Source organism: Pseudomonas kilonensis, assembly GCF_001269885.1.
GTDB classification, from domain to species: domain Bacteria; phylum Pseudomonadota; class Gammaproteobacteria; order Pseudomonadales; family Pseudomonadaceae; genus Aquipseudomonas; species Aquipseudomonas kilonensis.
Window position 1 is genome coordinate 713,971 of the sequence record NZ_LHVH01000017.1, and the last position, 13,670, is coordinate 727,640.

The window sequence follows — 13,670 nt, forward strand, 5'->3', positions numbered from 1 at the left end:
AGCGAGGTCAGCATGGACAAACAGCACAAGGCCAGTATTGACGGGGATCAATGGGCGCGATGTGTAGCCGAACACGGCTGGTTATGGACAGCCGGGCAATCGGTCGCCAGCGCCAAGGCGCCAACCCTGATCCTGGCCCATGGTGCCGGAGCGCCAATGGACAGTGGCTTTATGGAGCAAATGGCCGCGCGCCTTGCCGCACAGGGCGTCAACGTGTTGCGCTTCGAGTTTCCCTACATGGCCCAGCGGCGCCTGGATGGGGGCAAGCGTCCACCCAACCCGGCGCCTAAGTTGCTGGAATACTGGCGTGAGGTGTACGCCACGGTGCGGCCTTATGTCGCTGGGCGGCTGGCCGTGGGGGGCAAATCCATGGGCGGGCGCATGGCGAGCCTGCTGGCCGATGAGCTGGGCGCCGATGCGCTGGTATGCCTGGGCTATCCCTTCTATGCAGTGGGCAAGCCGGAGAAACCGCGGGTCGAGCATCTGGCGGCGTTGAAAACCCGGACCTTGATCGTCCAGGGCGAGCGCGATGCGTTGGGCAATCGGGAAGCGGTGCAGGGGTATGCCTTGTCACCGGATATTGAAGTGATGTGGTTGGCGGCGGGGGATCATGATTTGAAGCCGTTGAAGGCTTCGGGATTTAGTCATGAGCAGCATCTGGAGGCTGCTGCGGGAAAGGTGGCGGCGTTTCTTCAGGATTGATAGCGTCTGTCCTGGCCTCTTCGCGAGCAAGCTCGCTCCCACACTGGATTTGCGGCGTTCACAAGCCCCTGTGGGAGCGAGCCTGCTCGCGATAGCGGTCTGACAGTTGGCCAGGATGTTGTTGGCTGAGTACATATCCGTTGCTGCGGTCACGGCCACTTAGGGTTCCGCCCTGACGGCGGCTCACTTTTGAGAAGCCCGGGAGCCGGCCCAGTCAAAAGTAAGCAAAACGCTCTTGCCCCACCACTCGGTGCCTCGCCTAGGCTCGGCATGCCCTCTCTCCGGCATTGCTCCGTGGGCCGCCGCGAAGGGCCATCCATGGCCCAGCGCGGCTACCTCGGCATCCATGCCGAGGTGCCCACTACGCAATGCCTGCGTTCGGCCATCGTGGTTAACGGGGCGCCCGAGATCAACGTCCATCCCGAGGCGGCCTGATAGCCGACCTGGTTCTTGGTGGGACCGCGTTTCCTCTGTGGGAGCGAGCCTGCTCGCGAAGGCGGGTTACGCGACGCTATTTTTTAAAATGGTAATAAAAAACCCGGAAGCTTTCGCTGTCCGGGTTTTTTGCTCAAGCCGACATCTATCAGCGGTTAAACCGCTCCACCAACGAGTACTGCGTGTTGGCCGTGCGGGTCAGCTCTTCGCTCAGCAGTGCCGAGCTGTGAGCCTGGCCAGAGGTCTGGTCGGCCAGCTGCGAGATATTGCTGATGTTGCGGCTGATCTCCTCGGCCACTGAGCTTTGCTCCTCGGTGGCGGCGGCGATCTGGGTGGTCATGTCGGTAATATGGGCCACCGCTGCACTGATCCCCACCAGTGCCTCGTCTGCTTCCATGACCCGGGCCACGCCTTCTTCGGCCTGGCGATGGCCGGCGTCCATGGTCTGCACGGCGTTGGTGGCGGTCTGCTGGAGCTTGGCGATCAGGGCGTGGATCTGCCCGGTGGATTCGCTGGTGCGTTGTGCCAGTTGCCGCACTTCGTCAGCCACCACGGCAAAGCCGCGGCCCATCTCCCCGGCGCGGGCCGCTTCGATGGCGGCGTTGAGGGCCAGCAGGTTGGTCTGGTCGGCGATGCCTTTGATCACGTCTACCACGCCACCGATCTCGTCGCTGTCCTTGGCCAACTGGGTCACGGTGTGGCCGGTTTCACCGACTACCACCGACAGGCGCTCGATGGCTTCGCGGGTTTCGCCGGCGATGTCGCGCCCGCGGCTGGTCAGGCGATTGGCTTCCTGGGTGGCGTCGGCGGTGCGCTGCACGTGGCTGGCGACTTCCTGGGTCGTTGCCGCCATCTGGTTGACGGCCGTGGCGACCTGTTCGGTTTCCACCCGTTGGCGCTCCAGGCCGCTGGAACTGTCATGGGCCAGGGTATTGGACTGTCGAGCCTGGTCGTTAAGGTGCTCGGCGGTGTCCTGCAGGCGGGTCAGGCAGGTTTTCAGGCGCGCTTCCTGGCTGAGGATCGACATCTCCAGGCGTGCCTGGGCGCCGCGGCTGTCGGTATACATCCGGGCGATCAGCGGGTCGGACGTGGTTTGCTCGGCCAGGCGCAGCAGGCGCTTGATCCCGCGTTGCTGCCATTGCAGGCCTAATAGCCCCAGCGGCACCGACAGCAGGGCGGCCAGGGCAAAGCCCCAGGAGGAATCCAGGAAAGCGCCGACGATGAAACTCAACTGGCTGACCAGGATAAACGGTAGCCAGTCCTGCAGTATGGGCACCCATTTGTCGCTACCCGGAACTGCGGACTTGCCTTGGTTGATGCGTTGATAAAGCGCCTCGGCGCGGGCGATCTGTTCGGCGGAGGGCTTGACCCGCACCGACTCGTAGCCGATCACCTGATTGCCCTCGAACACGGGCGTGACATAGGCATTGACCCAGTAATGGTCGCCGTTCTTGCTGCGATTCTTGACGATGCCCATCCATGGCAAGCCTTGTTTCAGCGTGCCCCACATATGCGCGAACACAGCGGAAGGGACGTCGGGATGGCGCACGAGATTGTGCGGCGAACGAATCAGTTCTTCCTTCGAATACCCGCTGATCTCAACGAACGCGTCGTTGCAGTAGGTGATCACGCCCTTGGCGTCGGTGGTCGAAATCAATCGTTGCTGGGCCGGGAAGGTCCTTTCGCGTTGTGTGACGGGCTGGTTGTTACGCATGGTGTGTAGATCCGCAAGGCTTTGAAAGGTTGTCGGCGGTGTCAGGTTTTAATTGAAGTTATTTTTGCCTGTCGCTATCACGCCAGCATCGGGTAGGTAAATAGGGCGAAATGAAGCAGATTGAGGAGAAAATGCGTGGCAATCGCTGCGCCCAGGCCGCCAAAACGATAGGCCAGGCCGTAACCGACCCCCGCCAGGCCCGACAGCAGCACCCATTGCCAACCTGCGCCGGCATGTACCAGGCCGAACAGCAGCGAGGACAGGAGCAGCGCCAGGTTGTCGCCGTAACTCAGGTGTTTGAAGCGCCGACTCAAGCCCCCTTGAATGTAGCCACGAAACAGCGCTTCCTCCACCAGCGTCACCAATAAAAGATTGTTGAACACCCACAACCAGGCGTGATCCGGCCATTTCGGCGCCCAGTGGATCATGCCCAGCAGCATGGCTCCGCCGAGGGCCAACACCGCGCTCAACGCCAGGCCCAGTGCCGTGGCCCCTGCCGCCAGGCGCAACGGGCGTCGGCTGACGATCCAGGGGCAGGCCAGCAACAGCCAGAAGCCGATCAGCGGCTTGTCCTGGTTCAGGTACATGGCAAACGGCGCGGCGTCGTCGGTCAAGCGTTGCGCCGGGATCACCCGCCCGTTGAAGAAGCCAGGCATCCAGTGCAGGGCCAATGCCAAGGCCATGATCAGGAACAGGGCGTGCCCGAGAAACTGGCCTACCGGCGTTTGCTGTTGGCGAACCGCATACCCGGCAAACAGCAATAGCGCGACCGAGATGGCAGCTGTCCAGGTCAAATGGCCGTAGACCAGCGCCAGACCGTAGCCTGTGGAGAGGAGGGCCAGGTGAAGCCAGGGTAAAGCGGGCATACAACATCCTTTTAGCGGAAGAGCTCGGGGCGAGAGCGGCCGTTGGGGCTTCGACGCCACCGTGTCGCGCAGAGGGCACATTTGTGTCCATGCAGGTTCATGCGCAGGAGGGGCAAGCCGTTGGCGGACTCTGTTCCGTGAGTGCCGGCGGGATTATAGGCGGGCCGATACAAAACATCGCCCGTTAAGATGTGAATAAAAGTCAGCGAGCCGCAGAACCTGTGGGAGCGGGCTTGCTCGCGAAAGCGGTGTGCCTGGCAGCATCAATGTTGACTGTTTCACCGCCTTCGCGAGCAAGCCCGCTCCCACAATTTCAAGCGGCAATCAATTGTCGCAAGACATAGTGAAGGATCCCGCCGGCCTTGAAATATTCCACTTCATTCAAGGTATCGATCCGGCACAACACTTCGATTCGCTCCTGGCTGCCGTCCTCTCGGGTGATGACCAGGGGCAGGTTCATGCGCGGCGTCAGTTCGACGTCATTGAGGCCCAGGATGTCCAGGGTTTCCTTGCCCGTAAGGTTCAGGCGCTTGCGGTTCTGGTCGAGCTTGAACTGCAATGGCAGCACGCCCATGCCCACCAGGTTGGAGCGGTGGATGCGCTCGAAGCTTTCGGCGATCACCGCCTTGACCCCCAGCAGGTTCGTGCCCTTGGCGGCCCAGTCCCGGCTCGATCCGGTGCCATATTCCTGCCCGGCGATCACCACCAGCGGCGTGCCCGCGGCCTGGTACCGCATGGCGGCGTCGTAGATCGGCATGCGTTCGCCACTGGGGATGTAGATCGTGTTGCCGCCTTCTTCGCCGTCGAGCATTTCGTTGCGAATGCGGATATTGGCGAAGGTGCCGCGCATCATCACCTGGTGGTTGCCGCGCCTGGAGCCATAGGAGTTGAAGTCTCGCGGCTCCACGCCCTGTTCGCGCAGGTAGCGACCGGCCGGGCTGTCGGCCTTGATATTGCCGGCAGGGGAGATGTGGTCGGTGGTCACCGAGTCTCCCAACAGGGCCAGGACCCGGGCACCCTCGACGTTCCTGACGGCCGGCGGCGGTCCGCCGATGTCGTCGAAGAACGGCGGGTGCTGGATGTAGGTCGAGTCGTCCTGCCAGACGTAAGTCGCCGCTTGCGGCACTTCGATGGCCTGCCATTGTTCGTCACCGGCAAACACGGCGGCGTATTCCTTGTGGAACATGCTGGTGTTGACCTGGGCCACGGCGGCGGCCACTTCCTGGCTGCTGGGCCAGATGTCCCGCAGGTACACCGGTTTGCCGTCCCGGTCGTTGCCCAGCGGTTCGCTGCTGATGTCGATGCACACGGTGCCGGCCAGGGCATAGGCGACCACCAGCGGCGGCGAGGCCAGCCAGTTGGTCTTCACCAGTGGGTGCACCCGGCCTTCGAAGTTGCGGTTGCCCGACAATACCGAAGCCACCGTCAGATCGGCTTTCTGGATGGCTTTTTCGATGGGCTCCGGCAACGGTCCGGAGTTGCCGATGCAGGTGGTGCAACCATAGCCGACCAAGTCGAAACCAAGTTTATCCAGGTACTCGGTCAGGCCGGCCGCCTTGTAGTAGTCGGTGACCACCTTGGAACCCGGGGCCAGGGAACTCTTGACCCACGGCTTGCGGGTCAGGCCCTTTTCCACGGCTTTTTTGGCCAGCAGCCCGGCGGCCATCATCACGCTGGGGTTGGAGGTGTTGGTGCACGAGGTGATAGCAGCGATCACCACCGCGCCGTTTTTCAGGCGATGGGTGTGGCCTTCGTATTCGTATTCGGCTTCGCCCACCTGATCGGCATTGCCCACCGCGACGCCACCGCCACCTTCACTTTCCAGGCGACCTTCTTCTTTACTGGTGGGTTTGACCTGCAATCCCAGGAAGTCGCTGAAAGCCTGGCCGACATTCGGCAGCGAGACCCGGTCCTGCGGGCGTTTCGGTCCGGCGAGGCTGGCCTCGACGCTGCCCATGTCCAGCTCCAGGGTGTCGGTGAACACCGGTTCTTGGCCGGGCAAGCGCCACAGGCCCTGGGCCTTGCAATAGGCCTCGACCAATTTCACCGTTTCCGCTGGGCGTCCGGACAGGCGCAAGTAGTCCAGGGTCACATCGTCGACTGGGAAGAAGCCGCAGGTGGCGCCGTATTCCGGGGCCATGTTGGCGATGGTGGCGCGGTCGGCCAAGGGCAGGTCGGCCAGACCGTCGCCATAGAACTCGACGAACTTGCCCACCACGCCTTTCTTGCGCAGCATCTGCGTGACGGTCAGCACCAGGTCGGTGGCGGTGATGCCTTCGCGCAGTTTGCCGACGAGTTTGAAACCGATGACCTCGGGAATCAGCATCGACACCGGCTGGCCGAGCATGGCCGCTTCCGCCTCGATCCCGCCGACGCCCCAGCCCAGTACGCCGAGGCCGTTGATCATGGTGGTGTGGGAGTCAGTGCCCACCAACGTGTCGGGGAACGCGTAGGTGCGGCCGTCTTCTTCTTTAGTCCACACGGTGCGGCCCAGGTATTCGAGGTTGACCTGATGGCAGATGCCGGTGCCCGGCGGCACCACGCTGAAGTTGTCGAAAGCGCTTTGGCCCCAACGGAGGAAGGCGTAGCGTTCGCCGTTGCGTTGCATTTCGATGTCGACGTTCTGCTCGAACGCCTGGCTGCTGGCGAATTTGTCCACCATCACCGAGTGGTCGATCACCAGGTCCACCGGCGACAGCGGGTTGATCCGCTGGGGATCGCCGCCGGCCTTTTCCATGGCGGCGCGCATGGCGGCCAGGTCGACCACGGCGGGGACGCCGGTGAAGTCTTGCATCAACACCCGGGCGGGGCGGTATTGAATCTCGCGGTCGGAGCGGCGCTCCTTGAGCCACCCGGCCAGGGCCTTGAGGTCGGTGCCGGTGACGGTTTTTTCATCTTCCCAGCGCAGCAGGTTTTCCAGCAGTACCTTCAACGACATGGGCAGTTTGTCCAGGTCGCCCAGGCTTCGGGCGGCATCCGGCAGGCTGAAGTAGTGGTAGGTCCTGGCGTCGACTTGCAGTGTTTTAAGGGTTTTCAGGCTATCGAGGGACGGCATTGAAATCACTCCTTTGAGTCCGCACGGCTACGGACTGACGGAACGGGCAGAGCCTTTAACCTAGCCCTGTTTTGAGTGTATGACTAATCACTGGACTCTATGGGCAGGTTCGCGGTTCCGAACTCCGCTATCATGCGGCGGTTTTCGTGACAGGCTTTGCTACGGAGTTTCAATGAACACGCTTTTCATGCACTGCCGGCCGGGCTTCGAAGGCGAGGTCTGTTCCGAGATCGCCGAACACGCGGCCCGGCTCAACGTGGCCGGCTACGCCAAGGCCAAACCAGCCAGTGCCTGCGCTGAATTTGTCTGCACCGAAGACGACGGCGCCGAGCGGTTGATGGGCGGCCAGCGTTTCGCCGAATTGATTTTCCCGCGCCAGTGGGCGCGCGGTACGTTCATCGATTTGCCGGAAACCGATCGCATCAGCGTCATCCTGGCCCACATGGCCGCTTTCCCGATCTGTGGCAGCCTGTGGCTGGAAGTGGTGGACACCAACGACGGCAAGGAACTGTCGAACTTCTGCAAGAAGTTCGAAGGCCCCTTGCGCAAGGCGCTGATTGGCGCCGGCAAGCTGGTGGACGACCCGCGCAAGCCGCGCCTGCTGTTGACCTTCAAGAGTGGCCGCGAAGTGTTCCTGGGCCTGGCCGAATCCGATAACTCGGCGATGTGGCCCATGGGCATTCCCCGCCTGAAGTTTCCTCGGGAAGCGCCGAGCCGTTCCACCCTCAAGCTTGAAGAGGCCTGGCACCATTTCATTCCCCGGGACCAGTGGGACGAGCGCCTGCACAGCGACATGACCGGCGTGGACCTCGGTGCCGCGCCGGGCGGCTGGACTTGGCAACTGGTCAACCGGGGCATGCTGGTGACCGCCATCGACAATGGCCCGATGGCCGAAAGCCTGATGGACACCGGCCTGGTGCAGCACCTGATGGCGGACGGCTTCACGTTCAAGCCCAAGCAGCCGGTTGACTGGATGGTCTGCGATATCGTCGAGAAGCCGGCACGCAATGCGGCGATGCTGGAAGAGTGGATTGGCGAAGGGCATTGCCGCGAGGCCGTGGTCAACCTCAAACTGCCGATGAAACAGCGTTATGCCGAGGTCAAACGCCTGCTCGAACGTATCGCCGAGGGGTTCAAGGCCAGGGGCATCAAGGTCGAGATCGGTTGCAAGCAGCTGTACCACGACCGCGAGGAAGTGACGTGCCATCTGCGGCGGCTGGACACCAAAAAGCCCCGTGGGAGCAAAGCTGTGGGAGCAAAGCTTGCTCGCGATGAACGGTGACACGGTCTGGAGACCGAGGTGCCTGCATCGCGGGCAAGCCTTGCTCCCACAGGCTTGCTCTTACATGTCTGCTATCCCACAGTTTGCTTTCACATGTTTGCGATTCCACAGGCTTTGCTCAGGACCGACATTGCGCGACAATGCCGGCCAGTTTCAGGAGTAGAACATGAGTGAAATGAACGACACGCCGGTCGACGGCACGCTGGATGCCACGGGCCTCAATTGCCCGGAACCGGTGATGATGCTGCACCAGCACATTCGCGACCTGGTTCCCGGTGGGCTGCTGAAAGTGATCGCCACCGACCCCTCGACTCGCCGCGACATCCCCAAGTTTTGCGTGTTCCTGGACCACGAACTGGTGGCCCAGCAGGAGGAAGCGGGCACGTACCTCTACTGGATCCGCAAGAAACTCGCTTAATCCGTCGAGCGACTGAGGCGGATCTGCTTACGCGCGCTGCGTGCCAGGCGGATCGACAGCATCAGCGCCGCGCAGCTCAAGCCCACGATCAGGCCTTGCCACAACCCGCTCGGGCCGCTGGCCGCGCCGAGCCAGTCGGTCAGGCCCAGGGCGTAACCCACCGGCAGGCCGATGCCCCAATAGGCGAACAGGGTCAGGATCATCGTCACCCGGGTGTCCTGGAAGCCGCGCAACGCGCCTGCCGCCGTGACCTGGATCGCATCGGAAAACTGGAACAGCGCCGCGTAGACGATCAGCATCGACGCCACATTGATCACCACCGGATCGGCGGTATAGATCGCCGCGATAGGCCCGCGCAGTGCGAACATCAGGCTCGCCGACAGGCAGGCGTACGCCAGGGCCGTGCCCATGCCCACCCCGGCAGCGAAGCGCGCTTCGCGCGGCTGACGACGGCCCAGGGCCTGGCCGACCCGCACCGTGACGGCCATGCCCAGGGAGTAGGGGATCATGAACACCAATGAACTGAAGTTCAGCGCGATCTGATGCCCGGCCACCACGGTGGCGCCGAGGCTGCCGATCAGCAGGGCGATCACTGCGAAAATACTCGACTCGGCGAACACCGCGATGCCAATCGGCAGGCCGATGCCCAGCAGGCGCTTGATGACGGCCCATTGCGGCCAGTCGAAACGGCTGAACAACCGGCTCGTCTGATAGGCCGGCGCCCAGCGGGCCCAACCGGCCATGCCCAGGGCCATGACCCACATCACGATGGCCGTGGCCCAGCCACAACCGACGCCGCCCATGGCGGGCACACCCAGGTGTCCGTAGATGAAGATGTAATTGAGCGGAATGTTCAGCGCCAGCCCGCACAGCCCCAGCACCATCGCCGGCCGCGTGCGTCCCAGGCCATCGCTGAAGCAGCGCAGTACGTGATACAGCGCCACGGCCGGCAGGCCTGTCCCGATGCCCCGCAGGTATTCCATGCACGGACCGATCAGTTCAGGATCGACGTTCATGATGTGCAGGATTGGTTCGGCGCTGAACAGCGCCAGCGTCGCGATCAACCCCACCACCAATGCCAACCACAACGCCTGGCGCACCAGCGGCCCGATCTCGTCGAACGTACCGGCACCGAAGCGCTGGGCAACTTTCGGCGTGGTCGCCAGCAATGTGCCGGTCATCAACAGGAACACCGGCACCCAGATCGAGTTGCCCAGGGCGACGGCCGCCAGATCCCGCGGGCCAACCCGACCGGCCATCACCGCATCGACAAACCCCATGGCGGTGGTTGCCAGTTGCGCCACCATGATCGGCAAGGCCAAGGCCAGCAAGGTCCTGAGTTCCAGGCGAACCCGGGCCGGGCGGGAGAGGGTGGTGGGGGTGTCGATGACAGGATTCACAGGGAAAGCGTCCGAAAAGGTTAAGCGCAAGGCGGCGAATTCTACGCCTTGACGCAGTGGTCAGGAAAAAACCTGTGTTGTGGATTTGTAATCGCTTTTTCAATTTTCAAGCACCTGTGGGAGCAAGGCTTGCCCGAGATGAAGATGATGCGGTCTCCCTAGGAACCGAGGCACCTGCATCGCGAGCAAGCTTTGCTCTCACATAAATCCCCTTGCCACAACATCATTCGCTCCGGGTAATGCACAGGCCCAACGGAACGCCTACACTGCCCCTCCCGCCAAAGGAGCTCTGCCATGCTGATCGTCGCCGACGAAAACATCCCCCTGCTCGATGCATTTTTCCAAGGATTCGGCGAAATCCGCCGGGTACCGGGGCGGGGGATCGACCGGACGATGGTCGAGCACGCCGATGTGTTGCTGGTGCGTTCGGTCAGCCAGGTCAATCGGGCCCTGCTGGAAGGCAGCAAGGTGCGCTTCGTCGGCACCTGCACCATCGGCACCGATCACCTGGACCTGGATTATCTCGCCGAGGCCGGTATCCGCTGGGCCAGCGCACCGGGCTGCAATGCCCGTGGTGTGGTGGACTATGTGCTGGGCAGCCTGATGACCCTGGCAGAAATCGAAGGTGCACAACTCGAGCAACGAACCTTCGGCGTGGTCGGCGCAGGCCAGGTGGGCGGGCGGTTGATCGAGGTGCTCAAGGGGCTGGGCTGGACCGTAAAGGTCTGCGATCCGCCGCGTCAGGCCGCCGAGGGGGGCGACTATGTGAGCCTGGAGCAGATCATCGAGCAGTGCGATGTGATCAGCCTGCACACACCGTTGACCCGCGACGGTGAGCAACCGACCTGGCACCTGTTCGACGAGGCGCGCCTGAACCAGCTCAAGCCCGGGACCTGGCTGATCAACGCGGCCCGCGGCCCGGTGATCGACAACGCCGCGCTACGCGAAGTGTTGCTGGAACGCGAAGACCTGCAAGCGGTGCTGGATGTCTGGGAGCAGGAACCCACCGTGGATGTGGACCTGGCCGATTTGTGCGTGATCGCCACCCCGCACATTGCCGGTTACAGCCTCGATGGCCGTCAGCGCGGCACCGCCCAGATCTACCAGGCCTTGTGCGCTTTCCTGGAACAGCCGGTTGAAGTCAGCCTCAGCGACCTGTTGCCTCGGCCTTGGCTCGGTGGCATCACCCTGGATGCCGCAACCGACCCGGCCTGGGCCTTGGCGGCGTTGTGCCGGAGCGTGTACGACCCCCGTGGCGACGACGCAAACTTTCGCCGCAGCCTGGTGGGCACGGTCAGCGAGCAACGCAGCGCGTTCGACGCCTTGCGCAAGCATTATCCGCCACGGCGGGAAATCGACAGTTTGAAGGTTCGTATTGAAGGGCAGTCGGCGACCTTGCAACAGATCGTGACAGCGCTGGGTTGTGGGAGCAAAGCTTGCTCGCGATGAACGATGACGCGGTCAGGGGACCGAGGTGCCTGCATCGCGGGCAAGCCTTGCTCCCACAACCTTTCTCGCAAGTATAAAAAACCCGACATCAAGGTCGGGTCCAATTGAAGACGGGCTGTATCACTTTTGTTCGGCAGGCTTGACCAGTCGTTTTTCCAGCTCGCTGCAGGCTTTTTGGATCATGTCTTCGGTGATCGGTACTTCGCGCCCTTCCTCATCGATGATCGAGCAGCCCAGAGACTGGTCCGGTTGCGTGCGGATTACTTGAATCTTGTCGTCGCTGCTGTGTTGCAAGGACATGGCCTGTCTCCTCATCAGGTTGTGTGCCTACTTTAATGTCGCCAGGTGACCGAGCCATGACACTCCTTGTAGGTTCATGGCGACACCTCCACTCAATCAGAAACACAGTTGCGTTTCCAGCCAGACTTTAGACCGATAACATCTAGCTGCTAGTCGTAGTGGTCATATTTAACCTGACTCATTCTGATTCAACTTGGTTCCGCTGCGTTTCGACGGCGCGGGCCGACCTTTTTCCTGCTGCATTATCGGACGCCTTTGATGCTTTCTTCCCGACATCGCCGTGCCATACGCCTGGCCAGCGGCTTCATTGCCCCTTATCGCAAACAAGTCGCTGGCGCTCTGCTGGCGTTGATTGTCACCGCGGGTATTACCTTGTCCATGGGCCAAGGCATCCGGTTGTTGGTGGACCAGGGCTTCATGACCCGCTCGCCGCAACTGCTCAACCAATCCATCGGCCTGTTCATGGTGCTGGTGGTGGGGTTGGCGATCGGTACGTTTGCCCGTTTTTACCTGGTGTCCTGGATCGGCGAGCGGGTGGTGGCCGATATCCGGCGGCAGGTCTTCAACCATCTGGTGTACTTGCACCCCGGTTTCTACGAAAACAACCGCAGTTCGGAAATCCAGTCGCGGCTGACCGCCGATACGACCTTGCTGCAATCGGTGATCGGTTCGTCGCTGTCGTTGTTTTTGCGCAACGCCTTGATGGTGGTGGGCGGCATCGTGCTGCTGTTCATCACCAATCCCAAGTTGACCAGTATCGTGGTGATTGCCCTGCCGCTGGTATTGGCGCCGATCCTGGTCTTTGGTCGTCGGGTGCGCAGTTTGTCGCGCCAGAGCCAGGACCGCATTGCCGACGTCGGCAGCTACGTTTCCGAAACCCTTGGCCAGATCAAGACCGTGCAGGCTTACAACCACCAGGTCCAGGACGAACAACGATTCTCCGTGACGGTGGAGCAGGCTTTCGACACTGCCCGCAAGCGCATCGCCCAGCGGGCCTGGCTGATCACCCTGGTGATCGTGCTGGTGCTGGGCGCGGTGGGGGTGATGCTCTGGGTCGGCGGCATGGATGTGATCGCCGGGCGGATTTCCGGCGGTGAGCTGGCGGCATTCGTGTTCTACAGCCTGATCGTCGGCAGCGCCTTCGGTACCCTGAGCGAAGTGATCGGCGAGCTGCAACGGGCCGCGGGCGCGGCAGAGCGCATTGCCGAGTTGCTGCGTTCGGAGAACATCATCCAGCCGCCGGCTTCAGGCCTTGTCATCTTGCCGGAGCGGGTCCGGGGCGATCTGCGCCTCGAAGGCGTGCGTTTTTCCTATCCCTCCCGGCCGGACAGTTATGCGGTCGACGGTCTCGACCTGACTATCAAGGCCGGTGAGACCCTGGCCCTGGTTGGGCCTTCCGGTGCGGGCAAGTCAACGGTGTATGACCTGCTGCTGCGTTTCTACGATCCGGTGCAAGGGCAGATCCTGATCGACGATGTGCCGTTGACTCAACTCGATCCGCTGGACCTGCGCCGCCACTTCGCCCTGGTTTCACAAAACCCGGCGCTGTTTTTCGGCACGGTCGAAGAGAACATCCGCTACGGCAACCCTGGCGCAACGTCCGAGCAGGTGCGTGAGGCTGCGCAGATTGCCCACGCCCACGACTTCATCGAAAAAATGCCCGACGGCTACCAGACCCACCTGGGCGACGGTGGCCTGGGCCTGTCCGGCGGCCAGCGCCAACGCCTGGCCATCGCCCGGGCGTTGCTGGTGGACGCGCCGATCCTGCTGCTGGACGAAGCCACCAGCGCCCTCGATGCGCAAAGCGAACACCTGATCCAGCAGGCCCTGCCCAACCTGATGAAAAACCGCACGACCCTGGTCATCGCCCACCGCCTGGCCACGGTGAAAAACGCTGATCGGATCGCGGTGATGGACCAGGGCAAGGTGGTTGCGGTGGGCACTCACCAGGAGCTGGTGGCCAGCAATGCGTTGTACGCGCGGCTGGCGGCGTTGCAGTTCAATGTGGGGTTGGAGGCGGCAACCGACTAAGAACAGCGGGCTCTTGAG

Annotated in this window: 11 protein-coding genes; 6 read left to right on the forward strand and 5 right to left on the reverse strand. The window is 62.4% G+C overall.

What is annotated here, in order from left to right; all coding sequences use genetic code 11:
• The first annotated feature begins 12 nt into the window (after positions 1-12).
• Positions 13-702 carry an alpha/beta family hydrolase gene (locus AD662_RS09745; RefSeq protein WP_053186862.1) on the forward strand — a complete coding sequence of 230 codons (690 nt, stop codon included), beginning with the start codon at positions 13-15 and terminating at the stop codon, positions 700-702.
• Between the two features lie 270 nt (positions 703-972).
• Entirely contained in the window at positions 973-1,137 is a 165-nt protein-coding gene (locus AD662_RS29240; protein WP_156331352.1) for a hypothetical protein, read from the forward strand.
• A 148-nt stretch (positions 1,138-1,285) separates the two neighbouring features.
• On the opposite strand, the gene AD662_RS09755 is transcribed toward AD662_RS29240, so the two are convergent.
• The 3 genes from AD662_RS09755 to acnA all read right to left on the reverse strand — a co-directional run bounded on the left by AD662_RS09755 (position 1,286) and on the right by acnA (position 6,772).
• Complete coding sequence (locus AD662_RS09755) at positions 1,286-2,851, reverse strand: methyl-accepting chemotaxis protein (RefSeq protein ID WP_018608577.1); 1,566 nt, start codon at positions 2,849-2,851, stop codon at positions 1,286-1,288.
• Positions 2,852-2,928: 77 nt separating this feature from the next.
• Entirely contained in the window at positions 2,929-3,717 is a 789-nt protein-coding gene (locus tag AD662_RS09760) for a CPBP family intramembrane glutamic endopeptidase (protein WP_053178600.1), read from the reverse strand.
• Between the two features lie 313 nt (positions 3,718-4,030).
• Positions 4,031-6,772: an aconitate hydratase AcnA gene (acnA, locus tag AD662_RS09765; protein ID WP_053186865.1), complete on the reverse strand. Its 2,742-nt coding sequence runs from the start codon at positions 6,770-6,772 to the stop codon at positions 4,031-4,033.
• Positions 6,773-6,944: 172 nt separating this feature from the next.
• Between acnA and rlmM the strand changes: the two genes are divergently transcribed.
• Together rlmM and tusA are read left to right on the forward strand one after the other, a co-directional pair.
• On the forward strand, positions 6,945-8,054 hold the full coding sequence (gene rlmM, locus AD662_RS09770) for a 23S rRNA (cytidine(2498)-2'-O)-methyltransferase RlmM (protein WP_053186868.1): 1,110 nt from the start codon (positions 6,945-6,947) through the stop codon (positions 8,052-8,054).
• Between the two features lie 166 nt (positions 8,055-8,220).
• Positions 8,221-8,472: a sulfurtransferase TusA gene (gene tusA / locus AD662_RS09775; protein WP_014339369.1), complete on the forward strand. Its 252-nt coding sequence runs from the start codon at positions 8,221-8,223 to the stop codon at positions 8,470-8,472.
• On the opposite strand, the gene AD662_RS09780 is transcribed toward tusA, so the two are convergent.
• Positions 8,469-9,872, reverse strand: a complete 1,404-nt coding sequence (locus AD662_RS09780; protein WP_018608566.1) for an MATE family efflux transporter — start codon at positions 9,870-9,872, stop codon at positions 8,469-8,471. The two genes, tusA and AD662_RS09780, sit on opposite strands and share 4 nt — an antisense overlap.
• Before the next feature lie 294 nt (positions 9,873-10,166).
• Between AD662_RS09780 and pdxB the strand changes: the two genes are divergently transcribed.
• On the forward strand, positions 10,167-11,321 hold the full coding sequence (gene pdxB / locus AD662_RS09785; RefSeq protein ID WP_053186869.1) for a 4-phosphoerythronate dehydrogenase PdxB: 1,155 nt from the start codon (positions 10,167-10,169) through the stop codon (positions 11,319-11,321).
• Between the two features lie 120 nt (positions 11,322-11,441).
• On the opposite strand, the gene AD662_RS09790 is transcribed toward pdxB, so the two are convergent.
• A complete protein-coding gene (locus tag AD662_RS09790; RefSeq protein WP_018608562.1) occupies positions 11,442-11,621 on the reverse strand; it encodes a PA1571 family protein in 180 nt (59 codons plus the stop codon).
• Positions 11,622-11,879: 258 nt separating this feature from the next.
• On the opposite strand from AD662_RS09790, the gene AD662_RS09795 reads away from it, so the two are divergent.
• Positions 11,880-13,652, forward strand: coding sequence for an ABC transporter transmembrane domain-containing protein (locus AD662_RS09795; RefSeq protein WP_053186871.1), 1,773 nt, complete (start codon positions 11,880-11,882; stop codon positions 13,650-13,652).
• The last annotated feature ends 18 nt before the right edge of the window (positions 13,653-13,670 follow it).